Annotated in this window: 30 protein-coding genes; 18 read left to right on the top strand and 12 right to left on the bottom strand. The window is 63.2% G+C overall.

Translation table 11 applies throughout. The features are described from left to right. Window position 1: 1 nt before the first annotated feature. Both AC0L3D_RS06010 and AC0L3D_RS06005 read right to left on the bottom strand, forming a co-directional pair. Window positions 2-538: a tripartite tricarboxylate transporter TctB family protein gene (locus AC0L3D_RS06010; RefSeq protein ID WP_473629185.1), complete on the bottom strand. Its 537-nt coding sequence runs from the start codon at window positions 536-538 to the stop codon at window positions 2-4. Window positions 539-667: 129 nt separating this feature from the next. Next, complete coding sequence (locus AC0L3D_RS06005) at window positions 668-1,645, bottom strand: Bug family tripartite tricarboxylate transporter substrate binding protein (protein WP_473629184.1); 978 nt, start codon at window positions 1,643-1,645, stop codon at window positions 668-670. A gap of 204 nt (window positions 1,646-1,849) precedes the next feature. Here AC0L3D_RS06005 and AC0L3D_RS06000 point away from each other — a divergent pair, with 204 nt between their 5' ends. Beyond that, a complete protein-coding gene (locus AC0L3D_RS06000) occupies window positions 1,850-2,623 on the top strand; it encodes an IclR family transcriptional regulator (protein WP_473629214.1) in 774 nt (257 codons plus the stop codon). A 50-nt stretch (window positions 2,624-2,673) separates the two neighbouring features. Here AC0L3D_RS06000 and AC0L3D_RS05995 read toward each other — a convergent pair whose 3' ends face one another. Then, on the bottom strand, window positions 2,674-3,213 hold the full coding sequence (locus AC0L3D_RS05995) for a GNAT family N-acetyltransferase (protein WP_473629183.1): 540 nt from the start codon (window positions 3,211-3,213) through the stop codon (window positions 2,674-2,676). A 201-nt stretch (window positions 3,214-3,414) separates the two neighbouring features. Continuing rightward, window positions 3,415-3,615: a YdeI/OmpD-associated family protein gene (locus tag AC0L3D_RS05990; RefSeq protein ID WP_128169938.1), complete on the bottom strand. Its 201-nt coding sequence runs from the start codon at window positions 3,613-3,615 to the stop codon at window positions 3,415-3,417. Between the two features lie 168 nt (window positions 3,616-3,783). Here AC0L3D_RS05990 and AC0L3D_RS05985 point away from each other — a divergent pair, with 168 nt between their 5' ends. Beyond that, window positions 3,784-4,239, top strand: coding sequence for a DUF2214 family protein (locus tag AC0L3D_RS05985; protein ID WP_473643447.1), 456 nt, complete (start codon window positions 3,784-3,786; stop codon window positions 4,237-4,239). Here AC0L3D_RS05985 and nth read toward each other — a convergent pair. Continuing rightward, a complete protein-coding gene (gene nth / locus AC0L3D_RS05980) occupies window positions 4,233-5,036 on the bottom strand; it encodes an endonuclease III (protein ID WP_473629181.1) in 804 nt (267 codons plus the stop codon). The genes AC0L3D_RS05985 and nth overlap by 7 nt on opposite strands. A 22-nt stretch (window positions 5,037-5,058) precedes the next feature. Between nth and AC0L3D_RS05975 the strand changes: the two genes are divergently transcribed. From AC0L3D_RS05975 to AC0L3D_RS05955, 5 genes are all read left to right on the top strand, one after another. Next, window positions 5,059-5,553 carry a DUF2244 domain-containing protein gene (locus tag AC0L3D_RS05975; RefSeq protein ID WP_091595586.1) on the top strand — a complete coding sequence of 165 codons (495 nt, stop codon included), beginning with the start codon at window positions 5,059-5,061 and terminating at the stop codon, window positions 5,551-5,553. A 235-nt stretch (window positions 5,554-5,788) separates the two neighbouring features. Beyond that, a complete protein-coding gene (locus AC0L3D_RS05970; protein WP_287346458.1) occupies window positions 5,789-6,667 on the top strand; it encodes a methylated-DNA--[protein]-cysteine S-methyltransferase in 879 nt (292 codons plus the stop codon). Window positions 6,668-6,813: 146 nt separating this feature from the next. Then, the gene (locus tag AC0L3D_RS05965; protein ID WP_473523540.1) at window positions 6,814-7,725 is read left to right on the top strand and encodes a ribokinase; all 912 of its coding nucleotides are present in this window, start codon (window positions 6,814-6,816) and stop codon (window positions 7,723-7,725) included. Window positions 7,726-7,730: 5 nt separating this feature from the next. Beyond that, complete coding sequence (locus AC0L3D_RS05960) at window positions 7,731-9,179, top strand: amidase (protein WP_473629180.1); 1,449 nt, start codon at window positions 7,731-7,733, stop codon at window positions 9,177-9,179. A 112-nt stretch (window positions 9,180-9,291) separates the two neighbouring features. Continuing rightward, a complete protein-coding gene (locus tag AC0L3D_RS05955) occupies window positions 9,292-9,906 on the top strand; it encodes a LysE family translocator (RefSeq protein WP_023797453.1) in 615 nt (204 codons plus the stop codon). Between the two features lie 235 nt (window positions 9,907-10,141). On the opposite strand, the gene AC0L3D_RS05950 is transcribed toward AC0L3D_RS05955, so the two are convergent. Then, window positions 10,142-11,083, bottom strand: coding sequence for a nucleoside hydrolase (locus AC0L3D_RS05950; RefSeq protein WP_023797452.1), 942 nt, complete (start codon window positions 11,081-11,083; stop codon window positions 10,142-10,144). 143 nt (window positions 11,084-11,226) lie between these two features. On the opposite strand from AC0L3D_RS05950, the gene AC0L3D_RS05945 reads away from it, so the two are divergent. Further along, a complete protein-coding gene (locus tag AC0L3D_RS05945) occupies window positions 11,227-11,652 on the top strand; it encodes an Hsp20 family protein (protein WP_023797450.1) in 426 nt (141 codons plus the stop codon). Between the two features lie 63 nt (window positions 11,653-11,715). Continuing rightward, complete coding sequence (locus tag AC0L3D_RS05940) at window positions 11,716-11,973, top strand: BQ00720 family protein (protein WP_023797449.1); 258 nt, start codon at window positions 11,716-11,718, stop codon at window positions 11,971-11,973. A gap of 91 nt (window positions 11,974-12,064) precedes the next feature. On the opposite strand, the gene ptsN is transcribed toward AC0L3D_RS05940, so the two are convergent. The 6 genes from ptsN to lptC all read right to left on the bottom strand — a co-directional run bounded on the left by ptsN (window position 12,065) and on the right by lptC (window position 17,338). After that, window positions 12,065-12,529, bottom strand: coding sequence for a PTS IIA-like nitrogen regulatory protein PtsN (gene ptsN / locus AC0L3D_RS05935; protein ID WP_023797448.1), 465 nt, complete (start codon window positions 12,527-12,529; stop codon window positions 12,065-12,067). Window positions 12,530-12,635: 106 nt separating this feature from the next. Beyond that, a complete protein-coding gene (gene hpf, locus AC0L3D_RS05930; protein WP_023797447.1) occupies window positions 12,636-13,220 on the bottom strand; it encodes a ribosome hibernation-promoting factor, HPF/YfiA family in 585 nt (194 codons plus the stop codon). Window positions 13,221-13,489: 269 nt separating this feature from the next. After that, window positions 13,490-15,016, bottom strand: a complete 1,527-nt coding sequence (gene rpoN / locus AC0L3D_RS05925; RefSeq protein ID WP_287260989.1) for an RNA polymerase factor sigma-54 — start codon at window positions 15,014-15,016, stop codon at window positions 13,490-13,492. A gap of 189 nt (window positions 15,017-15,205) precedes the next feature. Next, on the bottom strand, window positions 15,206-16,024 hold the full coding sequence (gene lptB, locus AC0L3D_RS05920) for an LPS export ABC transporter ATP-binding protein (protein WP_027153062.1): 819 nt from the start codon (window positions 16,022-16,024) through the stop codon (window positions 15,206-15,208). Continuing rightward, entirely contained in the window at window positions 16,024-16,638 is a 615-nt protein-coding gene (locus AC0L3D_RS05915; protein ID WP_473643445.1) for an LptA/OstA family protein, read from the bottom strand. Before AC0L3D_RS05915 ends, lptB begins: the two co-directional genes overlap by 1 nt. Further along, window positions 16,625-17,338, bottom strand: a complete 714-nt coding sequence (lptC, locus tag AC0L3D_RS05910; RefSeq protein WP_091595571.1) for an LPS export ABC transporter periplasmic protein LptC — start codon at window positions 17,336-17,338, stop codon at window positions 16,625-16,627. Before lptC ends, AC0L3D_RS05915 begins: the two co-directional genes overlap by 14 nt. Before the next feature lie 322 nt (window positions 17,339-17,660). On the opposite strand from lptC, the gene sppA reads away from it, so the two are divergent. The 9 genes from sppA to acuI all read left to right on the top strand — a co-directional run bounded on the left by sppA (window position 17,661) and on the right by acuI (window position 24,662). Continuing rightward, window positions 17,661-18,614 (top strand): signal peptide peptidase SppA, encoded by a 954-nt coding sequence (sppA, locus tag AC0L3D_RS05905; protein ID WP_473643444.1) that lies wholly within the window; start codon window positions 17,661-17,663, stop codon window positions 18,612-18,614. 68 nt (window positions 18,615-18,682) lie between these two features. Continuing rightward, a complete protein-coding gene (locus AC0L3D_RS05900) occupies window positions 18,683-18,967 on the top strand; it encodes an integration host factor subunit beta (RefSeq protein WP_023797441.1) in 285 nt (94 codons plus the stop codon). A gap of 81 nt (window positions 18,968-19,048) precedes the next feature. Beyond that, a complete protein-coding gene (locus tag AC0L3D_RS05895) occupies window positions 19,049-19,381 on the top strand; it encodes a LapA family protein (protein ID WP_027153064.1) in 333 nt (110 codons plus the stop codon). A gap of 134 nt (window positions 19,382-19,515) precedes the next feature. Then, window positions 19,516-20,484, top strand: coding sequence for a bifunctional Delta(1)-pyrroline-2-carboxylate/Delta(1)-piperideine-2-carboxylate reductase (gene lhpI, locus AC0L3D_RS05890; RefSeq protein WP_473643442.1), 969 nt, complete (start codon window positions 19,516-19,518; stop codon window positions 20,482-20,484). Window positions 20,485-20,639: 155 nt separating this feature from the next. Continuing rightward, window positions 20,640-21,125: a DUF1772 domain-containing protein gene (locus AC0L3D_RS05885; protein ID WP_287290050.1), complete on the top strand. Its 486-nt coding sequence runs from the start codon at window positions 20,640-20,642 to the stop codon at window positions 21,123-21,125. An 89-nt stretch (window positions 21,126-21,214) separates the two neighbouring features. Next, entirely contained in the window at window positions 21,215-22,252 is a 1,038-nt protein-coding gene (locus tag AC0L3D_RS05880; RefSeq protein WP_473643440.1) for an RsmD family RNA methyltransferase, read from the top strand. Continuing rightward, window positions 22,253-23,104 carry a TrmH family RNA methyltransferase gene (locus AC0L3D_RS05875; protein WP_473643438.1) on the top strand — a complete coding sequence of 284 codons (852 nt, stop codon included), beginning with the start codon at window positions 22,253-22,255 and terminating at the stop codon, window positions 23,102-23,104. 14 nt (window positions 23,105-23,118) lie between these two features. After that, window positions 23,119-23,619 carry a signal peptidase II gene (lspA, locus tag AC0L3D_RS05870; RefSeq protein ID WP_031254192.1) on the top strand — a complete coding sequence of 167 codons (501 nt, stop codon included), beginning with the start codon at window positions 23,119-23,121 and terminating at the stop codon, window positions 23,617-23,619. Window positions 23,620-23,672: 53 nt separating this feature from the next. Further along, the gene (acuI, locus tag AC0L3D_RS05865; RefSeq protein WP_023797435.1) at window positions 23,673-24,662 is read left to right on the top strand and encodes an acrylyl-CoA reductase (NADPH); all 990 of its coding nucleotides are present in this window, start codon (window positions 23,673-23,675) and stop codon (window positions 24,660-24,662) included. Window positions 24,663-24,788 lie beyond the last annotated feature (126 nt).

The following is a 24,788-nucleotide window of genomic DNA, read 5'->3' as shown; positions in this document are numbered from 1 at the left end:
TTCAGCCTCTCAACATACGGATAATGGAATCGATGCCCGTGTTCAGCTGGTTCTCGATGAAGCCGGCGCCGATGTTGACGCCGAGCGCCCTGGCGAAGCCGAAATAGGCGGCAAGCGCCAGGATCAGGCCAAGCAGCACGTCACGCAGCGGATGTCTGCTGCCGAATCCGTGGCAGATGAGAACGAACATGATCACCGAGGCTGCGGTGAACCCAAGCGGCTGGATCAGAACAAGATTCGTGACCAGTCCGACGGCGACGATGCCCATCGCCTTCCAGTCGGTCGGGGTTTCCTTTTCTTCCTCCGGCTGCCAGCCGCCCCGCAGAGCGGCGACGATCAGCAGCAGGGAAAGGACCGTCATGCCGACCATGGTGATGTAGGGGAAGACGGTCGGGCCGACCTTGGAGTAGAGCGGCGACACCGGAATCGACAGAGTCTGCCAGGCCACTGCGCCGGCGCAGGCAAGAAGCCCGATGCCGATCAGCAATTCGGGCACGGCAAGGCGCGGCCGCGCCGCCTGCTGGTCGCTGGTGCTCATGATCGTCCTCCCTGGATAGCCGGTCTCCCACGGCCGACCTCATCGCAGTTTCACTCGCGCCGGATCGTATGTCCATGCGGCTGGCGAACATCGGAAAGGGGCAGTGCAGACCGCCCCTCTCCGGGGACATCAGGCAAGGCCGAGGTCCTTGAGGATGGCTGCGATCCTAGCCGTGTCTTCGGTGAGAAATTTCGCATAGTCGTCGCCGGTGAGCAGGATCTGCGTCCAGTTGCGGTTTTTGCATTCGGTGGTCCAGGCTTCGCTTTTGGCCATCGTCTCGACCAGCGTGATCATCGCCGCCTTGTCGGCGTCGGAAACGCCCGGCGGTGCGAAGACGCCGCGCCAGTTGAACAGTTCAACATCGATGCCGGATTCCTTCATCGTCGGTGCGTCGATGCCTTCCTGGCGCTTGTCCGCGGAAATGGCGAGCAGCCGAAGCGCGCCTGCCTTGACCTGTTCGGAGAACTCGCCATAGCCGGAGATGCCGGCCGCGACCTGGTTGCCGAGAAGCGCTGACAATGCCTCGCCGCCGCCGGCGAACGGCACGTAGGAGAGGTTGGCTGCCGGAACACCGGCCGTCTTGGCGATAAGGCCGAACAATATGTGGTCCGAACCGCCGGCCGAACCGCCTGCCACCGGCACTTTGGTCGGATCGGCCTTGAGGGCGGCGACGAAATCCGCTGCTGTCTTGAACGGCGAGGCCGCCGGCACCACCAGCGCCTCGAATTCGCCGGTGAGGCGGGCGATCGGCGTGACCTCGGTGAGATTGTTGGCCGATTTGTTGGCGATGATAGCGCCAACCATGACCATGCCGGCAACCATCAGCGAATTGCCCTTGCCGTTCCACTGGCTGATGAATTGCGGCAGGCCGACTGTGCCGCCGGCGCCGCCGACATTGGTGATCTGCGAACCGGAGATCAGCTTCTCACTGCGCAGCACCTGGTCCATCGTGCGCGCCGTCTGGTCCCAGCCGCCGCCGGGCGCTGCCGGCACAAAGATCTGGATCTGCGGTGCGTCCTGCGCGAAAGCGGGCGAGAGATGCAACGCTGCGAAACCGGCGGCGCCGGCAGCGGCGGTGCTCGTTAAAAATCTGCGTCTGTTCAGCATGGGATTCCTCCAATCACGACACCTCCTCCGGTGCCTGCCAGCAACGTAGCCTGAATTCAGACCCGCTCGACAAAAATTCATGCAGTCTTTGCATCGTTCTGTCAACCGGAATGGCATTCTGCTGGACAGAACTGTCCGGATGCGGCACAATTGTTCCGATCGGCCCTTCTGTCCAACTGGGAACGGAACGACGTGGTCAAGCGGATAACCGTAACACAAACCAAGCCTGCGTCGACCAACGGCGTTGCCGCGCTCGACCGAGCGATCGCCATCCTCGATGCTTTCGCTGCTGCCGACCGTTCGCTCAGCCTGGCCGAAATCGCGGCGCGCACCGGCCTCTACAAGAGCACGATCCTGAGGCTGGCGAACTCGTTGCTGGGCGGGCAATTGCTGGAGCGTCTCGACGACGGCCGCTACCGTGTCGGCCCTGCCACCTTTCGGCTGGGCGCCCTATACCAGCGTTCGGTGGTGGCGATCGACATCCTGCTGCCGATCATGCGCGATCTGGCCGAGCGAAGCTGGGAAAGCGTCGCCTTCTATGTCCGTTCGGGCGACGTGCGCACCTGTCTTTACCGCGTCGAGTCCAAGCATCCCATCCGCTACACCATCCGGGAAGGCGACGTGCTGCCCCTGCTGGCCGGCACAGGCGGCCGCGTGCTTGCGGCGTTTTCCGGTCAGCAGGGCGAACCATACGAGACGATCCGCAAAACCTACCATTGTTTGTCGGTCGGCGATCGCGACCCCGAGACGGCGGGCGTCTCGGCACCAGTGTTCGGGCCGGGGCACACCCTGCTCGGTGCGTTGACGCTGTCCGGCCCGAGCACGCGCGTCGACGCGGCCTTTCTACAGCGCATGAAAAATCCGCTGATCGAGGCGGCCGCGCGCGCCACCCGCGCTTTCGGCGAAGACGCCTCGATGCTAGAACAGGCGGCCCTAAAGGCCGAAGCGGAAGGCCCGGTGCTGAAGCGGCAGGCCTAGAAAGCCTCGATTCGGCCCGATCAGAACCACCGGATGACAGGCCGCAACCGCTAGGGCTGCCGTTCCAGCAGGATCGTCGCATCGTGGTGATAGGTGGTCCGCAACACTTCGCTGTAGCCGCATTTGGCCGCGACGCTCAGCGAAGCGGTGTTTTCCGGATCGATGATGCAGACCGTCCTTGCGCGCCCGAATGCCTCGTCGCCCCAGGCGAGAGCCCGTCCGACGACTTCGCTGGCGAACCCTTGGCCATGTGCGCTCGGGGCCAGCGCCCAACCGGCTTCCGGAACGCCTTCGATCGACGGCACCATGTCGCGCTTCAGATCGTGGAAACCGGCCTCGCCGATGAAACGGCCGGATGCCTTGTCCTCGATCGCCCAGAAGCCGTAGCCCAGCAGCGACCACAGGCCGGCATGACGCAGGAAGCGCATCCAGCTTTCCTCGCGCGTGCGCGGCTTGCCGCCGATGAAGCGGGTGACGTCCGGATCGGCCCACATGGCAACATAGGCATCGAAATCATCGAGCTGGTGTGGCCGCAAGATGGTTCGCTTCGTCTCGATGACCGGTGCACTGGCTGCTCCTGGAATTCCCATAACTCTGCCTCGCGGCGCACGATCGCCGAAAAACCGCCTCCGAAACGATCATGCGCAAATTCAAAGTGTTTCTTTGCCGGTGCCTCATGCATGTCGCCCAAATGTCCAACAAGAGCCAGGACAGGGCAGATCATCTTCCAGCGCGAGAAACGAGGTCGAGGCGCTTCGACCGCGGGAAACTGTGACCCGACAAGCGCGATTTCAGCCGCGCCACGGCATGTTCATGTAGACGCCGCCACGCTTCAATTCGTCCAGCATCTGGTCGAGCCGCTTGTGTCTTGTCTCGGGGCGTTTGGCACGAGCGATCCAGCCGAGATAGTCGTTCTTCTGATAATCCGGTCTGTCATCATAGGCCGCCATCAAACCCTGCTTTGTCAAAGCGGTTCGGATGTCGTCCGGCATCGGGTTCAAGGCGCGTTTCAGTCTGGTTATGTCAAATTTAGGCTGTCGGGATTTGGCGTCAACGTAGTCGCGAACTCCAGCTCCGGCATGGGAATCTTGCCGAACGATGCTACCCTTCGCATGAACTGATTCAGCGTCCGCTGTGCCGTCCGACGGAGGGAAAAGGGCATGGATACCACCGATTTTCTGCTTGCCATCGTTCATCATCTGCTGGTGTTTTCACTGGCCGGCATCATCGGCGCCGAATTTGTCCTGATCCGCGGCGATCTGCCCGCCGCGACGCTTCGGCGGCTTGTCGGCATCGATCGCCATTACGGCATCATCGCCATGCTGATCATCGTTGTCGGCATCGGACGCGTCATCTACGGCCTGAAAGGTTGGGAATTCTACGTCTACAACTGGGTATTCTGGGCAAAGATGGCGGCCTTCGTCACCGTCGGGCTGCTGTCGATCATCCCGACGGTCCGCTTTGCGTCCTGGAGCAGGCGGGCCTCGGCCAGCCCCGGCTTTCAAGTGCCGGCGGCACAACTTGCATCCGTTCGAACTTATGTCCGCGCCGAAGCCTCGATCTTCCTGCTGATCCCGGTCTTCGCCGCGGCGATGGCGCGCGGCTACGGCTACTGAATCTCGCTTAAGGGTTCGAGCGGCGCAATTTCGACCAGCGGCGCCGGAACATCATTCGTCTTCTCCTCGGCCTTGCAGATGTCGGCGATGACACAGATCGGGCAATCCGGTTTGCGCGCTTTGCAGACATAGCGGCCATGCAGGATCAGCCAGTGATGCGCATGGCGCATGTATTCGTCCGGAATGATCCTCAACAGCCCCTGCTCGACCTGTTCCGGCGTCTTGCCGGGCGCCAGCCGCAGCCGGTTGCCGATGCGAAAGATATGCGTGTCGACCGCCATCGTGTGCTGGCCGAAGGCCATGTTGAGCACGACATTGGCGGTCTTGCGCCCGACGCCCGGCAGCTTGACCAGTTGGTCGCGGTCGTCGGGCACTTCGCCGCCATAGCAGCGGATCAGCGCCTCCGACAGCGCGATGACGTTCTTGGCCTTGTTGCGCCAGAGCCCAACGGTGCGGATATAGTCGCCGACCTTGGCTTCGCCGAGAGCCAGCATCTTTTGCGGCGTGTCGGCGACCTTGAACAGCGCCCGCGTCGCCTTGTTGACGCCGACATCGGTCGCCTGTGCCGAAAGCACCACCGCCACCAGCAGCGTGAAGGCGTTGACATGTTCGAGCTCGCCCTTCGGCTCGGGCCGCTGAACGGAAAAGCGTCGGAAAATCTCGTGCACTTCGGCCGGGCCGTAGAGCGAATGGGACCGCAGAGGCCGGGCACGCGGTTTGGCGTTCGCGCTATCGCGTCGGCCGGGGAGCAGTTCATTTTTGGGTGTAGAGGAATTTTTGGACTTGGGGCTCGTCATCCCCTTCCTATAATATCCCGGCATGAGCGACACAAACGCCTCATTTCAGGCCGACGAGCCATTCTTCCAGGCGTTGCTGATACCGCATCGCTCGCTGGGCAAAACCGGCTTTGCCATCCTGATGGGCGCTCTGCTGTTCGGCTCGTTGGTCACCGGAGCGTTTTTCCTGTCGCGCGGCGCCTGGCCGGTGTTCGGCTTCCTGGGTCTCGACGTCATCGCCGTCTACATCGCCTTTCGCGCCAATTATCGTGCCGCCCGCGCCCGTGAGGAGGTGTCGGTCTCGCGCACCAGCCTCGACATCCGCAAGACCGCGCCATCAGGCAAATCGGAAGCCCATCGCTTCAATCCGTTCTGGGCGCGTTTTTCGGTCGCCCGCCACGCCGAAATCGGCATCACCAGGATGGCGGTGGAAGCACAAGGCCAGAATGTGCCGATCGGCGGCTTCCTTAATCCCGACGACCGCGAGAGCTTTGCGTCAGCCTTTTCGCGCGCCCTGGCGACCGCGAAAGCGCGCTGAATGTGAGCGAACCGCCTCGTTCGCGAACCGGTTCTGCAATGCCTCATAAACCGGCAATCGGCCAAGAACGGTAATCGGCAGCGTTACTTCTCCCTGCTGGAATGCACCTTTTTGCCAGCCCTCGTCGGCTCCTTCCTCGAAGCCAGATCTATCTGGATGCACATGACGAGAAGGCAAGTTTCGGGTGGTGATCGGAGCCGCGAAGGACGATATTCACGATCAAGGAGATGGCCCGATGAACGCACAGACAGCTATTCTGAAGAAAGACATCACACCCGAAGGCGGTGACTACGAAGTTGTTCGGCGCGCGATCGAGAAGATCAGCCTTGACTATCGTGACCAGCCGTCGCTCGAGATATTGGCGGAGGAAGTCGGCGAGACACCGACCGGGTTGCAGAAGCTCTTCACCCGCTGGGCCGGCCTGTCGCCCAAGGCGTTTCTGCAGGCGGTCACGCTCGACCACGCGCGCAAACTGCTCGATTCCGGCATGCCGCTGCTCGAGGCTTCTTTCGAGGTCGGCATGTCGGGCCCCGGCCGGCTGCACGACCTTTTCGTCACCCACGAAGCGATGTCGCCGGGCGACTACAAGACGCGCGGCGCCGGGCTGACGATCCGCTACGGCTATCATATCTCGCCTTTCGGCATCGCCCTGATCATGGTCACAGACCGTGGGCTTGCCGGCCTCGCCTTCAGCGATGTCGGCGACGAGCGTGCGGCCTTCGCCGACATGTCCGGCCGCTGGCCGAACGCAACCTATGTCGAGGACATGGCCGCGACGGCGCCCTATGCGGCGCGCATCTTCGACCCGGCACTGTGGCGCGCCGACCAGCCGCTGCGCGTCGTCTTGATCGGCACCGACTTTCAGGTCCGCGTCTGGGAAGCCTTGCTGCGCATCCCGATGGGCAAGGCCTGCACCTATTCCTCGATCGCCGCCGGCATCGGCGCACCGAGCGCCAGCCGGGCGGTGGGCGCCGCGGTCGGCGCCAATCCGATGTCCTTCGTGGTGCCGTGTCACCGGGCTCTCGGCAAGTCCGGCGCGCTCACGGGCTACCACTGGGGCCTGACGCGCAAACGCGCCATCCTTGGCTGGGAAGCGGGACAGGTCGGATCCTGAAATCGCGCGCCAATTGTCGATGTCGGCGCCGACGACGCCTGGAGTTGCGCTGAGAAGCGCGTTCAGACCTGACGCGATTAGATCGCGCCGTCTGGCAAGCGGCGGCCTTACGGAGTAGCTTCCCGCAGTCAGCAGGGAGGCACCACTTGATCATCGTTGTCGGCTCGATCAACCTCGACCTTATCGCCAATGTCGACCGCTTGCCCGCACAGGGCGAGACGGTTCGGGGTTCTGGCTTCAGCACCGCACCCGGCGGCAAGGGCGCCAACCAGGCGCTGGCCGCCGCGCGCGCCGGCGCCAAGGTGCGCATGGTCGGCGCGGTCGGCAAGGACAATTTCGCCAACGAAGCGCTGGCGCTGTTGCGGGACGGCAAGATCGACCTGTCCGGTGTCGGTGAAACCTTCGCTTCGACCGGCACGGCATTGATCATGGTCGCCGACGACGGTGAGAACATCATTGCCGTGGTGCCGGGCGCCAATGATTCGGTCGTCACAGGCGACCTCTCCAAGGCTTTCATGAAGAAGGGCGATGTCGTGCTCCTGCAGCAGGAGATTCCGCTGCAGACTGTCGATGCAGCACTGGACGCGGCACGGGCGGCAGGCGCGGTTACCGTGCTCAACACGGCACCGTTCCGCGCAGAGGCGGCCGCCTTCCTCGGCAAGGCCGACTATGTCGTCGCCAACGAAACCGAATTCGACCTCTATGGCGAGGCGCTGTCGCTGAGCGGCCGCGATCGCCCGGCGCGGATGCGCGATTTCGCGGGGACGACCGGTCGCACAATAGTCGTCACGCTCGGCGGTGACGGCGTTCTGGCCGCCACGCCAGCCGATCTCCTGATGGTTCCGGCGTTGAACATCACTCCGGTCGATACGGTCGGCGCCGGCGACACGTTCTGCGGCTATTTCGCCGCCGGGCTGTCATCGGGCCTGCCGCTCGACCAGGCGCTCGCCCGTGCTGCAGCCGCTGGTTCGCTCGCTTGCCTGAAGCCCGGCGCCCAGCCGGCGATCCCACTAGCGAAGGACGTCGAGGCGGCGCTCCAAAACACGCCAGCCAGGTGAGAGCCATGCGTCCGGCCACAAAACACGCCGTGCCGCCTGCCGGCAATATCTGCCGCCTGTCCGCCGTGGATCTTGCCGAGGCGATCCGGCGCAGGCGGTTGTCGGTGCGCGAGGTGGTGACGGCATTCCTCGACCGGATCGACGCGGTAAACCCGCTGGTCAATGCCATCGTCTCGCTGCGCGACCGTGCCGACATCTTGCGCGAGGCCGACAGGGCAGACGCCCATCTGGCGCATGCAGGGCATGCCGGACCGCTGTTCGGCCTGCCGATCGCCATCAAGGATCTCGCGCAGACCAAGGGCCTCAGAACCAGCTTGGGCTCGCCGATCTTCGCCGATTTCGTCCCGCAGGAAGACGATTTCTTCGTCGAGCGCATCCGCAAGGCCGGCGCCATCATCATCGGCAAGACCAATGTTCCCGAATTCGGCCTGGGCTCCAATACCTACAACACCGTATTCGGCCCGACACGCAATGCTTTCGACCCGGCCTTGACCGCCGGCGGTTCGAGCGGCGGCGCGGCGGTCGCGCTGGCGCTCGACATGGTGCCTGTCGCCGACGGCAGCGACTTTGGCGGCTCGCTGCGCAACCCGGCCGCCTACAACAACGTCTATGGCTTCCGTCCGTCGCAGGGGCTTGTCCCGGCCGGCCCAGAGCTTGACGTCTTCCACGCCCAGATGGGCGTCGAAGGGCCGATGGGCCGCAGCGTGCGCGACATGGCGTTGCTGCTCGACGAGCAGGCTGGCTACGACCCTCGCGCGCCCCTCTCGCATCACAAGCAGGACTGCTTCCTGCAGGGACTGCAAACGCCGACGGCCGGCGGCCGCATCGCCTGGCTCGGCGATCTCGGTGGTCATCTGCCGGTCGAACCCGGCATCCCTGGTCTTTGCGAGGCCGCTCTCGGCCGGTTCGCCGCGGCATCCTTTCAGACCGAAGCGCTGGTGCCGGATGTCGATTTCGAAGCGCTGTGGCAGGCCTTCGTGACGCTGCGCCAGGCGAGCAGCGGTTGTGCGCTCAAGGCGCATTACGACGATCCCTTGAAACGCGCTCTTCTGAAGCCGGAGGCGGTGTGGGAGGTGGAACAGGCGCTGCAGCTCACGGCGCCGCAGATCCACGCCGCCACGGTGAGGCGCTCGTCCTGGCATCGAACGTTGCTGGCGCTCTTCGATCGCTTCGACCTGATTGCGCTGCCGACTGCGCAGGTTTTTCCCTTCGATGTCAGTACTCCTTGGCCCCGGGAGGTGGCCGGGCGTGCCATGGACAGCTATCACCGCTGGATGCAGGTTTCAGCACTCGCCACGCTGGGCGGCTGCCCGGCGGTCAACGTACCGGCCGGCTTCGATGGCAGCGGCAGGCCGATGGGCATGCAATTGATCGGGCGGCCGCGCGGCGACATGGCCGTGCTGAGAGCGGCGGCAGCCTACGAGACGACGCTGCCGTGGCTGGCTGGAGCCTAAAATAATCCAGGTCAAGGTTGCCGGCGACATCTCCTGCCGCTTGCAGCCGCGTTACTGTCATGCATTGATCGCGGTCAGCCGTGTCGCAAAGCCGCATACTGTTGAGGAAACCATGTCGCTGGAACTCTATGCCACCTATCTCGTCGCCTGCCTCGTCATCATCCTGGTACCCGGACCGACGGTCACGCTGATCATCGCCAACAGCATCCGCCATGGCTCTCGCGCCGGCCTCGCCAACGTCGCCGGCACACAGGCCGGACTGGCGATCATGATCGCCATTGTCGGCATCGGATTGACCTCGCTGATCGCGGGAATGGGCCATTGGTTCGAATGGGTCAGGCTGATCGGTGCCGCCTATCTGATCTGGATGGGTGTGCAGATGTTCCGCTCCAAGGGCAAGCTGAACGCCGACGGATCGGCGAAGACACCGCGCGGCGGCTTCTTCCTGCAGGGCCTGCTGGTGGCGATCAGCAATCCCAAGACGCTGGTGTTCTTCGGCGCCTTCTTTCCGCAGTTCATCGCCCCTGACGGCAACCATGGGTTGCAGATCGGCGTCATGGGCCTCACCGCCATGATCTTCGCCGCCGTATCGGATTCGACCTACGCGCTGGCCGCCGGCCGCGCCGGACGCCTGCTTTCGGCCGGCCGCGTCAAGCTGCTGTCGCGGATAAGCGGCAGTTTTCTGGTCGGCGGCGGCCTGTGGCTGGCATTTTCAAAGGCGAAGTGAGCGGCACTCCTTTCCTTCTCCCCCCGTGGGAGAAGGTGGCCGCCCACTGGTCTTGCCTCCGGCAAGCCCGAGGACAGGCTCCGCGGCCGGATGAGGGGTGTTCCAGCTCCAACAGCGCTCCGGCCAATACCCTCAACCGTCTCGGCGCTGCACGCAGATCCCCCGCCCGGGGCGAGTCACGGGCCTCGCCCGCCCTTCGGGCCACAAGGCCCCACGAGGGGAGAAGGAAGCGGCCCTAAAGCCGGCCCAGCCTTTCCAGCAGCAGCGCGAACAACGCATCGTGGTCGATGTCGCGCATCACCATGGCGTTGCTCGGCCGTTTGGTCACGCCCCACCAGTCGATCACGGTCATGCCCATGGTGAGTTCCGAGGCGGTTTCCACAGCGACGTTGCAGTTGCGGCCCCTGAACAGCTCGGGTTTCAGCAGATAGGCGATGACGCAAGGGTCATGCAGCGGACCGCCGTCGGTGCCGTATTTCTCTTCGTCGAATCGTTCGAAGAATTCCAGCATCTCCGCCGTGGCCGTGCCGACCCTGGTGCCGAGCTTGCGGTAGGCTTGGGTGCGCTTGGCGGTGGTCAGCGCCTTGTGGGTGACGTCGAGCGGCATCATGACGATCGGAATGCCGGATTTGAATACGACATCGGCGGCATGCGGGTCGACATAGATGTTGAATTCGGAGGTCGGGGTGACGTTGCCGCCTTCGAAGAAGCCGCCGCCCATCAGCACGATTTCCTTGATGCGCGGCGCAATGTTCGGCTCGCGGATCAGCGCCAGCGCTATGTTGGTGAGCGGGCCGAGTGCGCACAGGGTGATCGTGCCGCTCTCTTCCTTCATCAGCGTCTCGACGATGAAATCTACTGCGTACTGGGCCTGCAGCTCCATGGTTGGTTCGGGCAATTGCGGTCCGTTGAGCCCGGTCTCGCCGTGCACCTCCTCGGCGGTTACCAGTTCGCGCGCCAGCGGCCGGATGGCGCCGGCATAGACCTTGATGTCAGGCCGGCCGGCCAGCTCGCAGATCTTGCGTGCATTCTTTTCGGTGAGTCTCAGCGGCACGTTGCCGGCGACGGCGGTCATGCCGACGATCTCCAGCTCGGCGCTGCCGAGCGCCAGCAATATGGCGACGGCATCATCCTGGCCGGGATCCGTGTCGATGATGATCTTGCGGGATTGGGGCATTTCAATTCCTTGTTTAGGGAGTCTTTTTGGGCGGGGCTTTTGACGGCTTGAACTCGACCGCCGGGCGGACCATATCAAGACCATCGGGAAAAATGCCATCCGGGTTTTTCCGCTTTATGTCGCTCTTGAGAGGACAGTGTAACATGAGTCGAATGACGCCTTTTTCCAGCCCGCTTCTCCTGGGTTTCGACGCCATGGAAAAGACCCTGGAGCGTCTGGCGAAGTCAGGTGACAGCTACCCTCCCTACAACATCGAGCGCCTCAGCGGTGCCGACGGCAAGGCCGAAAGGCTACGTATCACACTCGCTGTCGCCGGTTTCGCCGAAAACGATCTCGATGTGACCACGGAGGAGAACCAGTTGGTCGTGCGCGGCCGTCAGAACGATGACACCGAGCGCGAATTTCTGCACCGCGGCATTGCCGCGCGGCAGTTCCAGCGCTGTTTCGTGCTGGCCGACGGCATGCGGGTGATCGCGGCGGAGCTGAAGAACGGTCTTTTGTCGATCGATCTCGATCGGCCCGAGTCCGAACGGCTGGTACGGAAAATAAACATATCGGTGAAAGACTGATTTTTACCGATTGCTCTCATGCGAGGCGGCCTTGAACGGGGTCCTCGCAGCACGGAGGCTTAAATGACCAGAACTGACGAAAACCTTATCATGACCAGCGGCGAGTTCGCCCATCTCGGCGAAGGCTCGGTCGCCTATCTCAGGAAAATCTCGAGCGACGATCTGCGCGGCCGTTTCCCGGGCCTCGGCGAAATCGCGCCCGGGCTGGAACTGTGGGCCCTGTTTGCCGCCAACGGCCAGCCGATCCTGCTTTCCGACGCTCGCGAGCGGGCGCTGGCCGGCGCCCTGGAAAACGACCTGACCCCCGTCGCGATCCACTAAGTCGCGATCCACTAACAAGACGGCGCAGCGATCTGGTTAGAACGGACAGGGCCGCTCGCGGCGGCCCTTTAACCGAACTGATCGAAAACACTCAGGCCGCGTGCGAGGCTTGTGTATCCGATAAAAGCGCATGGATCGCGGCGGCGTCGCGGGTGCCCCTGATCTTGGCCACCGTGTCGGCGTCGCGCAGCACCCGCGCAATGCGCGACAGCGCCTTGAGATGGTCGGCGCCGGCGCCTTCGGGCGCCAAAAGCAGGAACACCAGATCGACCGGCTGGTCGTCCAGCGCCTCGAAATCGACCGGCGTCTCCAGCCGGGCGAAAACCCCGGCGATCCGCTTCACCCCGGCCAGCTTGCCATGCGGAATGGCAATGCCGTTGCCGACACCGGTCGAGCCCAGCCGTTCACGCTGCAGGATGGTGTCGAACACCTCCCGTTCCGGAATGCCGGCAATCGCCGCCGCCCTTTCGGACAGCATTTGCAGCAGTTGCTTCTTGGAGTTCGCCTTCAACGCCGGCAAGATTGCCGGAACGTTGATAAGATCGCTCAGGTCCATACTTGAAATCCCTTGTTCGCCTGCCGTCGCCAGCCCTCACTCTCGCGTGCGGCTGGTGCCTTATCCCAGTGCGGCCTTGGCCGTCAGCCCAGTGCGGCCTTGGCCGTTAGCCCTGCGCGACCTTGGTCGTAGACGGGTCGATCCAGCCGATGTTTCCGTCCGGCCGACGATAGACGATATTGAGATGCTCGTTTCCGGCGTTGCGGAAGACGAGGACCGGGCTGTCCTTGGTGTCGAGTTCGATCACGGCTGACGCCACCGACATGGTCCGCAGCGTCATGGTTGATTCGGCGACGATGGCTGGCGCGAAATTCTCCGGCATTTCCTCGTCATCGTCGGCAAGCGGCGCCATCACCGTATAGGCGACGTCGGTGGGTTCGCCATTGGCGTTGCCTGAATTATGCGACTTCAGCCGACGCTTGTAGCGGCGAAGGCGGGTCTCGAGGCGATCCGCCGCCGCCTCGAAAGCGAGCGTCGGGTCCTGCGCTTCACCGGTCGCCTGCAGCGAAGCGCCGGAATCCAGCCGGATCATGCAATCGGCCGTGTAGCGCGATCCCGATTTGACGACTACAATTTGCCCAGAAAAGCCCCGATCGAAATATTTCCCGATCACCTCTCCGACACGGTCGTTGATGCGCGTACGGAACGCATCGCCGATATCCATGTGTTTTCCTGATATGCGCAGCGTCATCTGAATACTGACCTTCCTTGCTCAGGCTTCAAACTGTCCCGAGTTTATACCCGTGGTCTGAGCGCACAAGCTTTGCGGCGTCACTTGCGCCGATTTTAAATCCGAACTTTTCCGATTGATCACAAGCCGCCTTCTTGACCGTCCCGTGGCCAACGTCGTGACGGACCATCCGCATGCGGGCAGTAGCCCGTCCCATGCGGGCGGGCTTCTAGCCACTTCATTGCGGCTTGTCAATGAAGTGCGAAAGCTGTCGAAAATTCAGTCAGAGATCAGCGTCCGGCGCTGGCCAAAGCGCGTTTTTCACGCCGCCGCTGCACCGACGAGGGAATATTCATGCCCTCCCGATACTTGGCGACCGTGCGCCTGGCGATATCGACGCCGCTTTCCCGCAACATATCCACAATCGCGTCGTCGGAAAGCACGTCGGCAGGTTTCTCCTCGTCGATCAACTGCTTGATGCGGTCGCGCACCGCTTCAGACGAATGCGCGTCACCGCCACCCGACGAAGCGATCGAGGCGGTGAAGAAATAGCGCAGTTCGAACACGCCGCGCGGCGTCAGCATGTATTTGTTGGCGGTGACCCGGCTGACGGTCGATTCGTGCATGCCGATGGCGTCGGCCACCGTGCGCAGGTTGAGCGGCCTCAGGTGACGCACGCCATGGACGAGGAAGGCGTCCTGCTGGCGCACGATTTCTGAGGCAACCTTGAGGATAGTCTTCGCCCGCTGATCGAGGCTGCGCGTCAGCCAATTGGCGTTTTGCAGGCACTCCGCCAGGAAGTCCTTTTCCGTCTGATTTTTCGCATGCGGCGAAACCCGAGCGAAATAGATATGGTCGACCAGCACGCGCGGCAGCGTTTCGGGGTTGAGTTCGATCACCCAGCTCCCGTCATTGGCCGCACGCACTTCGACATCGGCGATGATCGCGTCGCTGGCGCCGCCCGAAAACGCCATCCCCGGGCGCGGATCGAGCGCACGTATCTCGGCCAGCATGTCGAGCAGATCCTCCTCATCGACCCCACAAATCCGTTTGAGGGTCTGGAAATCGCGCCGGGCCAGGAGTTCGAGATTGGCAATCAAAGCCTTCATCGCAGGGTCGAGACGGTCGCGGACGGCAAGCTGCAGCGACAGGCATTCGGCAAGGTCGCGGGCAAAGAGGCCGGTGGGCTCGAATGTCTGGCAGACCGCGAGCGCATTTGCCACCGCTGCTCTGTCGGTGCCGAGACGGGTGGCGATCTCAGCCATGTCGGCGCGCATGTAGCCGGCCTCGTCGAGGCCATCGGCCAGTTCGCTGGCGATCAGGCGTGCTGCCGGGTCGGCGAAGGCAAGCGCGACCTGCTCGGCGACATGCTCGCGCAAAGTGATGGCTCCGGCCGCCATGTCTCCGACGTCAAAACCGTCGGAAGAGGATGCGGAACCGTTGCCGGATGCCGATTTCCACTGGGCCGTCAGGTCGGGACCGAGCCGCTCGCTGGTGCCGGGGTCGTCGGGAAACAGGTTTTCCAGCGAAGTATCGAGCTTTTCCGAGATCGCCTCGGCGCTCCACGCCGTTTCCTTCTCGAACCAGTCGCCGGCGGTGACCGTTTCCAGCGCGGCATCGATCTTCTGCGCCTGGTCGCTGACGGCATCGTCTTGCGGCTCGGCGCGCTCGAGCAAAGGATTGCGCTCGATCTCGTCGTCGATGAAGCGTTCCAGCTCGATATGGGTGAACTGCAGCAGCCGTATCGACTGCATGAGTTGCGGCGTCATCACCAGCGACTGGGACTGTCGTAGCTGTAGTTTTGCCGCCAACGCCATGGTTCGGTTTCAAACGCCCTGTCTACGCATCCGGACTGCCGGAAGGAGTTCGGCATAGAAACTGGCCCGGCTTTTGCTTGTCAAGGCGACGGCGATCAAAACTCGCCTGTCCGTGCGTATTCCGACGAGAAATCGAAGAAAAAGCTCTGCCTCGCGTCAAAAACCGCGTCTGGACAGAAATTTTCACGCTTAGAGTGTAAACCCCTCGCCGAGATAAAGCCGCCGCACATCCGGGTTTGCGACCACTTCGTCGGCCCGGCCATGGGTCAACACCTGGCCGGCATGGATGATGTAGGCGCGGTCGATCAGGCCGAGCGTCTCGCGGACATTGTGATCGGTGATGAGCACGCCGATGCCGCGCGCCGTCAGATGGCGCACGAGTTGCTGGATGTCGGCGACGGCGATCGGATCGATGCCGGCGAAAGGCTCGTCGAGCAGCATGTATGCGGGGCGGGTCGCCAAGGCGCGCGCGATTTCAAGGCGCCGCCGCTCGCCGCCGGAAAGCGACAGCGACGGGGCCTTGCGCAGATGGCTGATGTGAAACTCCTCGAGCAGTTCGTCGAGAATGCGTTCGCGCTCCTTGCGGCTCTTCTCGACCACTTCGAGCACGGCACGGATGTTTTGCTCGACGCTCAAGCCGCGAAAGATCGACGCCTCCTGCGGAAGGTAGCCGATGCCAAGGCGGGCGCGGCGGTACATCGGCATAGAGGTGACATCGAAGCCGTCGATTTCGATCGTGCCTTCGTCGACCGGCACCAGGCCGGTGACCATGTAGAAGCAGGTGGTCTTGCCGGCGCCGTTGGGGCCGAGCAGCCCGACCGCCTCACCGGCGCGCACGCCGATCGTCACGCCACTGACGACTTTGCGGCCCTTGTAGCTTTTGGTCAGCCCTTTGGCGATCAGGGTTCCCTTGAATTTTACCTGATCGAGGTTAACCGCGGCCGGTGCCGCAAGTTTGCTGGCGGCGCGTCCTGGAAGACGCGCCAACAGCGATGCTACGTCGACCATCAGGGGTTCGCCGCTCCCGACTTCGGCGGCGTGATCGACATCATGACGCGTCCGCCGCCGCAGGGGTCGACCTGGGCCAGACCGCTCTTCATCTGCACGGTCAGCTTGCAGCCGACCAGTACATTGTCGCCTTGCGAGAGCACGACTTTGCTGCCTGAAAGCACCAGCACTTCCGTCTTCATGTCGAAGGTGCCGCTGTCGCCCGTGGCGACCTGGTCGTCCGATTTGATATAGACCTTATTGGCGACCTCCAGACGGTCGATGTCGGCCGAGCCGGTCATCGCGGCACCCGAGGCCTGCTCACCCTTGGCGGCAGCGTCCGGGTCCTTGACGTAATAGACCGTCATCTTGCCGGCCTTGAGCAAGGTCGGACCCTGGACGACGTTTACATTGCCGGTGAACACGGCGACGCTGTCCGCCTGGCGGACCTCGAGCTTGTCGCTTTCGATCTGGATGGGCTTGTCGCCGGACAGTTTGAGGCCCGACAGCTGGCTGGTGGTCCTGGACTGCGCCAGAGCCGGCGCCACCGCCAAAGCCAGCCCCAGGGCGGCCAGCCCTACGGCCGGCAACGCCGAAGCCGCGGCCACGAGCCGTGTCGAACTACTGAACCGCATTGGATTCTCCGCTCATTGCCTCTGCCGCCTTCAAGCTGGCGGGATCGATGTTGACACGCACTCTGTTCTCGAAAACCACGATCTTGCCGTTGTCCTGGACAGACATCGAATCCGCGGTAATCCGCGACCCGCCACGGCTGACGTCGACTGGATCGTTCGTCTTCATAGTGCCTTTGCCCATGTCGAGAAAGACCGATTTGAACTTTGCCGCCAGGCCATCTGTGGTGGTTATGGTGACATCGCTGGTCAGGCTCATGGTGTTGCCATCGCGATTGAAGCTACCGTGCGGGGCATTGATGGCCGCCACATTGTCGGTTGATATCGGCAGCTTGGCGTCGATGCCTTCCAGATTGATGATACCTTGCTGGCTCACGTCCTGTATGGCGCGCAAAGCCGTCATGGAATAGGGCAGTTTCTGCTTGGTGAACCCGTTGAGCTTGGGGTTGGCCATCACCAGCTTGCCATTGGCGAACGCGCTGGCGTCGGCCTGGACCTGGATTGAGCCAGGTGCCATGAGATAGGAATAGACCGGGACGGCGACCGCGATCGCGGCAGCGGCCAGCGGCACCGCCAGCTTCAAGATACGCACGCGGCGCGAATGGCGCTGGGCGATGCCGAAGGCGTCGACTCGCGCCGGGCCTACGTCCGGGGAAGCCAACTCCGTCTCGGTGTTGGTCGGTTCGATCGGTCGCGCTAACATAACTGCTTTCTTCTAAGCCCCTGCCGCCAAGCACCCCTATAGGTGGGATGCCGGCGCCCTCAAGCAAGCACAAGCGGAGGAAAACCGCAAAAGTGTGACGGTTGCTGTTGCACAAACGAAAATGAAACCGGCACAACTTGCACGTCATACCAGATACGGGCGGACAGCGTTAGGGGCTGTGGATTGGTCTTTTATGTTCTCTCGAAACGCCGGCTCGCCAACGTCGAGACCTTGTCTTTGGCGCAAGCTCGTCAGGAATCGGTAGCCGGGCGCGGGCGGTTGCTTTAAAAGCATCTGCTCCCCACCGACTATGAGGCTGACCATGGTACTGAGAGCCGACGACCTGATCGACCGCCGCCGATTGCGCCGCAAGCTGACATTCTGGCGCGTTGCAGCGCTTGTCGTCGCAGCAGCCGGGCTGATTGCCTTTTCGACCTGGATTTACGGCGATGACTTCACTGGCGCGGCGGTCGACCATATCGCCAAGGTCAAGATCGAGGGCACCATCACCGAAGACGACGACCTGATCAAGCAACTGGACGCCATCCGTCAATCCTCGAGGGTGAAAGCTGTAATCCTGTCGATCGATTCACCTGGCGGCACCACCGTCGGCGGCGAATCGATCTACGAGGCAGTGCGCGAGTTGGCCGCCGAGAAGCCGGTGGTGGCCCAGGTCGGCACGCTGGCCGCATCGGCGGGCTATATGATCGCCACCGCGACCGATCATATCGTCGCGCGCAAATCGTCTATTGTCGGCTCGATAGGCGTGCTGATCCAGTATCCGGACGTCAGCGGCCTTATGAACAAACTCGGCGTCAAGCTCGAGGAAGTGAAATCGTCGCCGTTGAAAGCTTCGCCGTCGCCTTTCAAGCCGACCAATGACGACGAGCGCACCATGGTCCGCAAGCTCATTCTCGACAGCTACGACTGGTTCGTCGGCATCGTCGCCGAACGCCGCAAGATGACCAAACCGGAGGCGCTGGCGCTGGCCGACGGATCGATCTTCACCGGCCGGCAGGCCGTTGCCAACAAATTGGTCGACGCGGTCGGCGGCGAGACCGAAGCGATCGACTGGCTCGCAACCAAGGGCATCGACGCCAAGCTCAAGGTGGTGGAGTGGAAGGACGCGGAAAGCGGCGGTTTCCTGTTCTCGAAGGCGATGGCGCGAACCATCGGCAGTGCGCTCGGCCTGCCCGACTATGGCGGCGACATCATTCACGAACTTGGTGCCGATCGCTTGTTTCTTGACGGTCTGGTTTCCGTCTGGCACCCTTGAGACGAGTGAAAAAGCAAATAAAATCATCCTCATAATTTGACCGCAGTGTTTTCACGGGGAGCCCTCTCATGATCAAATCCGAACTTGTGCAGATCATCGCCACACGCAACCCGCACCTTTTCCTGCGTGACGTCGAAAACATTGTCGGCGCGATTTTCGACGAGATCACCGACGCGCTTGCCGAAGGCAACCGGGTCGAACTGCGCGGTTTCGGCGCTTTCTCGGTGAAAAACCGCCCCGCCCGCACCGGCCGCAATCCGCGTACCGGGGAATCCGTCGAGGTCGAGGAGAAATGGGTGCCGTTCTTCAAGACCGGCAAGGAATTGCGTGAAAGGCTGAACAGCGGCAAATAAGCGCCGCGCGGGCTCATGCGCCATGCCGGCCTTTTCAGTAGGGCCGGCCTTTGGTAGAGCCCGCCTTCGACAGGAAATTCTATGTTCAATCGTTTCATGCTCATCGTGGTCTTCGTGCCGCTGGCCGTCATTCTGATTGCGCTGGCGGTCGCCAACCGCGATCCGGTTGCCTTCACCCTGGACCCATTCAACCCCGGCAATCCGGCGCTGACGATGACGCTGCCGCTTTTCATCTTCCTGTTCCTGGCCCTCGCCATCGGCATGATCGTCGGTAGCCTGGCGACCTGGATCAAGCAGGGCCGCTATCGCAAGCTGGCGCGCCAGCGCGGCGTCGAGGCCGAGAACTTGCGCCAGGCGGTCAGCCGGGCACCGGCCGCGCAACAAGGCCCCTCCTTGCCGAAGCCGACGGGCTGAGCCGGAACCGCCGCGCGTCCTTTTTGGGCGCGCAAAGGACGCTGTACCATTTTTGATTGCGCATGATCTTTGCAGAAAATCGCTTCTGATTTCGCGGTCATTCGTCAGGCGTATTTCTCTCGACGGAGTTTCCCATGCTGAGTATTTCGGCGGCCGAGGTCGATCAGGCGCTGACCTTTCCCGGCCTGGTCGAAACGCTGCGCGCGGCTTTTCGCGATGGCGCAGTACAGCCGGTCAGGCACCACCATACGGTCGAACGGCCCGATGGCGCGGCCTCGACCCTGCTCCTGATGCCGGCCTGGACCGACTTCAATGCCGCCGGCTCGTCGGCAGGCGGCCATATCGGCGTCAAGATCGTCACCGTGTCGCCCGACAACAACGCCGTGGGCAAACCCGCGGTGATGGGGCTTTACCTCCTGCTCGACGGTGCGACCGGCGAACCTGAAGCCATGATCGACGGCCAGCGGCTGACGCAGTGGCGCACGGCCTGCGCCTCGGCGCTGGCAGCCTCCTATCTGGCCCGCGAGGACGCTTCGCGGCTGCTGGTGGTCGGCGCCGGCGCGCTGTCGCCGTTCCTCGCCAGGGCGCATTGCGCGGTGCGGCCGATCACCGTCATCCGCATCTGGAACCGCACGCCGGCCAATGCAGAAAAGGTTGCGGCGGAATTGCGCGCCGAGGGCTTTGCGGCCACCGCCGCGAGCGATCTCGACGCAGAACTCGGCCAGGCCGACATCGTTTCGTCGGCGACGATCACGACCACGCCGCTGATCAAGGGCGCGCTGTTGAAGCCGGGGACCCATGTCGATCTGGTCGGCGGCTTCACGCCGTCCATGCGCGAAAGCGACGACGATGCGATTGCGCGCGCCCGCGTCTACGTCGACACCCGGGCCGGCGCCACCAAGGAGGCGGGCGACATCGTCCAGCCACTGGCCTCGGGCGTGCTGGAGGCGCAAGCCATCGTCGCCGACCTGCATGAATTGGCACGCGACCAGAAGAAGGGCCGGCAGAGCCCCGGTGAGATCACGCTGTTCAAATCGGTCGGCGCAGCCCTCGAAGACCTCGCCGCCGGCATTGCGGTGTACAAGGCGAGCAGTAGGCAGTAGGCAGTAGGCAGTAGGGGAGCCGTACAAATCGAGCGGCTTCGTGCAAGCCATACTTTCCCTATTCACTTACTGCCTACTGCCTACTGCCTACTGCCTACTCCCTTACTCCCTTCCCTCCGGGAACGTCTCCGGCGTCACCCCGTTGTTCAGGCGTTATGGAGATACGCGGGTTCCTGTTGTTCTGGTCCATCTTGGCCGCCGTTGTCGCGGCGCTCAGCCTTGGACCATCCTTCGCCCATGTCCTGGAATCAGCTCCTCGGCTGACGAAATGGTCGCCTTCTCTCTGGCGCGAGACGACTGTCTTCAACGCCCAGTTCCAGCTGTTTGCCGTCATTGGCGCGCCACTGGACCTGGCCGCGATCGGCTGTCCGGGACTGCTCGCTTGGATGCTGCGCAATGACCGTCCAGCGTTCTGGTATGCGTTGGCCGCTGCCGTGATCTATGCGGTGTCTCTTGCGATGTGGTTTGCTCTCGTCAAGCCGGCGAACGATATTCTGGCCACCTGGGTGCCTGGGCCGATTCCGGAGAATTTCGAAGCGATCCGGCTGCGCTGGGAAACCGGCCATCTGATCGTCGCCGGCTTCAAGGCCGTCGGTTTCGTATCGCTGGTTGCCGCCCTGCTTTTCATCAAGCGCGGCTGACCGTTTCGGGAATGTCCAGCGACTGCGTTTATTGCGCCGGTGAATGTGCTGTGGCAGAAGCGGGCCACGTCGGCCCGGAGATGCGCTTCTTGAAACCTTTTCGCGACAAACGCCGCGACAGCCGCTCGCATCAGCCCGCAAAGGGCGGGGCGGAACCGCGCGGAACCGGCGCATCGGGCAACCGCACCGAGCCGATAGCCGCGCCGCGCGTCCTTTCCCGCCGCGACGGCGCCCTGCCCGCCGAACACCTGCCGCTGATCCTCGAAGTCGCGCCCAACGCCGACTACGCGTTGCTCGACAGCGGTGCCGGACAGAAGCTCGAGCAGTACGGCCCCTATCGCATCGTTCGGCCTGAAGGCCAGGCGATCTGGCAAAAAGCGTTGCCGGCCAAGGACTGGGACCGCGCCGACGCCATTTTCACCGGCGACACCGACGAGGAAGGCATCGGCCGCTGGCGTTTCCCCAGGACGCCGCTCGGCGAAACCTGGCCAATGAAGCATGACGGCATCGATTATCTCGGCCGCTTCACCTCGTTTCGCCATGTCGGCGTGTTCCCCGAGCAGGCCTCGCACTGGGATCACATGGCCGGGCTGATCGCGGCGGCGAAGCGGCCGGTCAAAGTGCTGAATCTGTTCGGCTATACCGGCCTTGCCTCGCTGGTGGCGGCGCGCGCCGGCGCCGAGGTCACCCATGTCGATGCTTCCAAGAAGGCGATCGGCTGGGCCAGGAAGAACCAGGAGATGGCGGGCCTGTCGCAAAAGCCGATCCGTTGGATCGTCGACGACGCCCTAAAATTCGCCGAGCGCGAGGAGCGCCGTGGCAGCCGTTACGACATCGTCCTGTTCGATCCGCCCGCCTATGGCCGTGGCCCCAGGGGCGAGGTCTGGCAATTGTTCGAGGATCTGCCTGCTCTGACCGACCTCTGCCGCTCGGTCCTGACGCCGAAGCCGCTCGCTGTCGTGCTGACCGCCTATTCGATCCGCGCTTCCTTCTTCGCCATCCATGCCTTGATGCGCGACACTTTTGCCGGCATGGGCGGCACGGTCGAATCCGGCGAACTGATTATCCGCGAGAAATCCGCCGGCCGGGCGCTGTCCACCTCGCTGTTTTCGCGCTGGGTGGCCTGAATGAGCGAGCGGCACGCCGGCGCGCCAGGGCAGGTGAAGGAAGTCACCAGCCTTGCCAATCCGTTGATCAAGGACATCAAGGCGCTCTCGCTGAAGAAATACCGCGACCAGCAGAACGCATTCATGGCCGAGGGGCTGAAGCTGGTCATCGACGCGCTCGACCTCGGGTGGTCGATCCGGACGCTGGTCTTCGCCAAAGCCGGACGCGGCAACGCGGCGGTCGAAAAGGTCGCGGCACGCACGGTTGCCGCCGGCGGCACCGTGCTCGAAGTTTCGGAAAAAGTGCTCGTCGCCATCACCCGCCGCGACAACCCGCAAATGGTGGTCGGCGTCTTTTCGCAAAAGTTCCTGCCGCTGAAGGACATCCGCGCTCAAGACGGCGATGTCTGGGTGGCGCTGGACCGCGTGCGCGATCCCGGCAATCTCGGTACCGTCATCCGCACCGTCGATGCCGTTGGCGCCAAGGGCATCATCCTGGTCGGCGAGACCACCGATCCTTTTTCCGTCGAGACCGTGCGCGCCACGATGGGTTCGATCTTCGCCGTGCCGGTCGCCAAGGCGACGCCGGAAGCCTTCCTTGCGTGGCGAAAAAGCTTTCCTGGCCTGGTTGCCGGCACACATCTGAAGAGTGCGGTCGATTACCGTTCGGTCGACTTTTCCAAAGGCCCGGTGCTGCTGATGATGGGCAACGAACAGCAGGGCCTGCCCGAAAGCCTGGCCGAAAGCTGCGACAGATTGCTGCGGATTCCACAGTCCGGTCGGGCCGATTCGCTCAATCTCGCGGTGGCCACCGGCATCATGCTGTTCGAGATCCGGCGCGGCGCGCTGAAACTTGCCCCGGAGGGCGCCTGACCGTGACATCCCGAATGGTGAAATCCCCAACGGCAAAATCCTGGTTGCCCTACGTCGTGCTGGTCGCCGCCGCGGTGACGCTCGACCAGTGGGTGAAATATCTGGTCGAGACCGGCCTCCCTTTTCAGGAAAAGGTCGATCTTGTCCCGTTCCTGGCATTGTATCGCACCTACAACACCGGCATCGCCTTCTCGATGTTTTCGTCCTTCGGTGACACCGGCCTGGTGGTCATCGCCGCTTTCGTCGTCGCTTTCGTGCTCTATCTCGCGGCCCGAACTCCGCCCGGCCACGTGCTTACCCGCATCGGCTTTGCGCTGATCGTCGGCGGCGCGCTCGGCAATCTGTTCGACCGCGTTACCTATGGTCACGTGATCGACTACATCCTGTTTCACACCCCAATATGGTCCTTCGCCATCTTCAACCTCGCCGACGCCTTCATCGCGGTCGGCGCGGTGGTGGTCGTCCTCGACGAACTCATTGGTTGGCGGCGTGAGGCCAAGCCCTCAAGCGATTGACCTGGCCTTCTGCCGCCATACAGTGTCCCATTCAAGAAGCCCGAGGAGAAGACATGCCCGAAACCTTCAAAGCCATCCTCGTTTCGCGCGACGCCGAGAAGAAGCAGTCGGTCGCGATCACCGACCTTACCGAAGCCGACCTAATGGAAGGCGACGTCACCGTCGCCGTCGAGGCGACGACGGTGAACTACAAGGACGGCCTCGCCATATCCGGCAAGGCGCCGGTGATCCGCCGCTGGCCGCTGGTGCCGGGCATTGATTTCGCCGGCACCGTGATCTCGTCCTCCCATGCTGACTGGCGCACGGGGGACAAGGTCATATTGAACGGCTGGGGCGTCGGCGAGACGCATTTTGGCGCCTATGCCGAGCGCGCCCGTGTCAAGGGCGACTGGCTGGTGCCGCTGCCCCAGGGCATGAGCCCGCATGATGCGATGGCGGTCGGCACGGCAGGTTACACAGCCATGCTTTGCGTTATCGCGCTGGAACGGCACGGCATCGTGCCGGAACGCGGCCCCGTCGTGGTGACGGGCGCGGCCGGCGGCGTCGGCTCGGTCGCGGTTTCGATTCTGTCCAGCCTCGGCTATCACGTCACCGCCTCGACCGGCCGCAGCGCTGAAAGTCCATACCTGACCGACCTGGGTGCTTCGGAAGTGATTTCGCGCGACGAGCTTGCCCAGCCGGCAAAGCCGCTCGCCAAGGAACGCTGGGCCGGCGGCGTCGACGCGGTCGGCAGTCACACCCTGGCCAACGTCCTTTCGATGACCTCCTATGGCGGCGCCGTCGCCGCCTGCGGCCTGGCCGGCGGCATGGATCTGCCGACGAGCGTCGCCCCGTTCATCCTGCGCGGCGTTTGTCTGCTCGGCATCGATTCGGTGATGGCGCCAAAAACGGTCCGCATGGAGGCGTGGCGCCGCATCGGCACGGACCTCGACCTCCAGAAGCTCGCCAAACTGTCCACGACCATTGGCTTCGATGGCATCATCGACGCCGCGCACGATATCGTCGAGGGCAAGGTCCGCGGTCGCGTGGTGGTGGACATGTGAGCTCTTCCTTCTCCGGTTTTTAATGCATGTCGAGCAAAAGTATGACCCAGGGTGTGCAGCGGTGAAGCGCCTCGCATGAGGCCGGCCAAACGCGACGCGCTTCAGGAGCGGAGAGGCAAAAACCGC

The organism is Mesorhizobium sp. WSM4837 (genome assembly GCF_055811435.1).
The sequence above is the reverse complement of the archived record's forward strand: the minus strand, read 5'-3'. Positions and strand labels throughout refer to the sequence as shown.

Excerpts from the sequence above, each read along its gene's own strand:
- AC0L3D_RS05950 (WP_023797452.1), bottom strand. The coding sequence starts at position 11,083 with ATGCCCCAATCCCGCAAGATCATCATCGACACGGATCCCGGCCAGGAT.
- lhpI (WP_473643442.1), top strand. The coding sequence starts at position 19,516 with ATGCTGAGTATTTCGGCGGCCGAGGTCGATCAGGCGCTGACCTTTCCC.
- AC0L3D_RS05960 (WP_473629180.1), top strand. The coding sequence starts at position 7,731 with ATGCGTCCGGCCACAAAACACGCCGTGCCGCCTGCCGGCAATATCTGC.
- nth (WP_473629181.1), bottom strand. The coding sequence starts at position 5,036 with ATGACGAGCCCCAAGTCCAAAAATTCCTCTACACCCAAAAATGAACTG.
- hpf (WP_023797447.1), bottom strand. The coding sequence starts at position 13,220 with ATGACGCTGCGCATATCAGGAAAACACATGGATATCGGCGATGCGTTC.
- AC0L3D_RS06005 (WP_473629184.1), bottom strand. The coding sequence starts at position 1,645 with ATGCTGAACAGACGCAGATTTTTAACGAGCACCGCCGCTGCCGGCGCC.
- AC0L3D_RS05875 (WP_473643438.1), top strand. The coding sequence starts at position 22,253 with ATGAGCGAGCGGCACGCCGGCGCGCCAGGGCAGGTGAAGGAAGTCACC.
- AC0L3D_RS05970 (WP_287346458.1), top strand. The coding sequence starts at position 5,789 with ATGAACGCACAGACAGCTATTCTGAAGAAAGACATCACACCCGAAGGC.
- AC0L3D_RS05945 (WP_023797450.1), top strand. The coding sequence starts at position 11,227 with ATGAGTCGAATGACGCCTTTTTCCAGCCCGCTTCTCCTGGGTTTCGAC.
- AC0L3D_RS05940 (WP_023797449.1), top strand. The coding sequence starts at position 11,716 with ATGACCAGAACTGACGAAAACCTTATCATGACCAGCGGCGAGTTCGCC.
- AC0L3D_RS05995 (WP_473629183.1), bottom strand. The coding sequence starts at position 3,213 with ATGGGAATTCCAGGAGCAGCCAGTGCACCGGTCATCGAGACGAAGCGA.
- AC0L3D_RS05900 (WP_023797441.1), top strand. The coding sequence starts at position 18,683 with ATGATCAAATCCGAACTTGTGCAGATCATCGCCACACGCAACCCGCAC.
- AC0L3D_RS05985 (WP_473643447.1), top strand. The coding sequence starts at position 3,784 with ATGGATACCACCGATTTTCTGCTTGCCATCGTTCATCATCTGCTGGTG.
- sppA (WP_473643444.1), top strand. The coding sequence starts at position 17,661 with ATGGTACTGAGAGCCGACGACCTGATCGACCGCCGCCGATTGCGCCGC.
- lptB (WP_027153062.1), bottom strand. The coding sequence starts at position 16,024 with ATGGTCGACGTAGCATCGCTGTTGGCGCGTCTTCCAGGACGCGCCGCC.
- AC0L3D_RS05885 (WP_287290050.1), top strand. The coding sequence starts at position 20,640 with ATGGAGATACGCGGGTTCCTGTTGTTCTGGTCCATCTTGGCCGCCGTT.
- AC0L3D_RS05990 (WP_128169938.1), bottom strand. The coding sequence starts at position 3,615 with ATGCCGGACGACATCCGAACCGCTTTGACAAAGCAGGGTTTGATGGCG.
- acuI (WP_023797435.1), top strand. The coding sequence starts at position 23,673 with ATGCCCGAAACCTTCAAAGCCATCCTCGTTTCGCGCGACGCCGAGAAG.
- AC0L3D_RS05915 (WP_473643445.1), bottom strand. The coding sequence starts at position 16,638 with ATGCGGTTCAGTAGTTCGACACGGCTCGTGGCCGCGGCTTCGGCGTTG.
- AC0L3D_RS06010 (WP_473629185.1), bottom strand. The coding sequence starts at position 538 with ATGAGCACCAGCGACCAGCAGGCGGCGCGGCCGCGCCTTGCCGTGCCC.
- AC0L3D_RS05955 (WP_023797453.1), top strand. The coding sequence starts at position 9,292 with ATGTCGCTGGAACTCTATGCCACCTATCTCGTCGCCTGCCTCGTCATC.
- AC0L3D_RS05975 (WP_091595586.1), top strand. The coding sequence starts at position 5,059 with ATGAGCGACACAAACGCCTCATTTCAGGCCGACGAGCCATTCTTCCAG.
- lptC (WP_091595571.1), bottom strand. The coding sequence starts at position 17,338 with ATGTTAGCGCGACCGATCGAACCGACCAACACCGAGACGGAGTTGGCT.
- ptsN (WP_023797448.1), bottom strand. The coding sequence starts at position 12,529 with ATGGACCTGAGCGATCTTATCAACGTTCCGGCAATCTTGCCGGCGTTG.
- rpoN (WP_287260989.1), bottom strand. The coding sequence starts at position 15,016 with ATGGCGTTGGCGGCAAAACTACAGCTACGACAGTCCCAGTCGCTGGTG.
- AC0L3D_RS05895 (WP_027153064.1), top strand. The coding sequence starts at position 19,049 with ATGTTCAATCGTTTCATGCTCATCGTGGTCTTCGTGCCGCTGGCCGTC.
- lspA (WP_031254192.1), top strand. The coding sequence starts at position 23,119 with ATGGTGAAATCCCCAACGGCAAAATCCTGGTTGCCCTACGTCGTGCTG.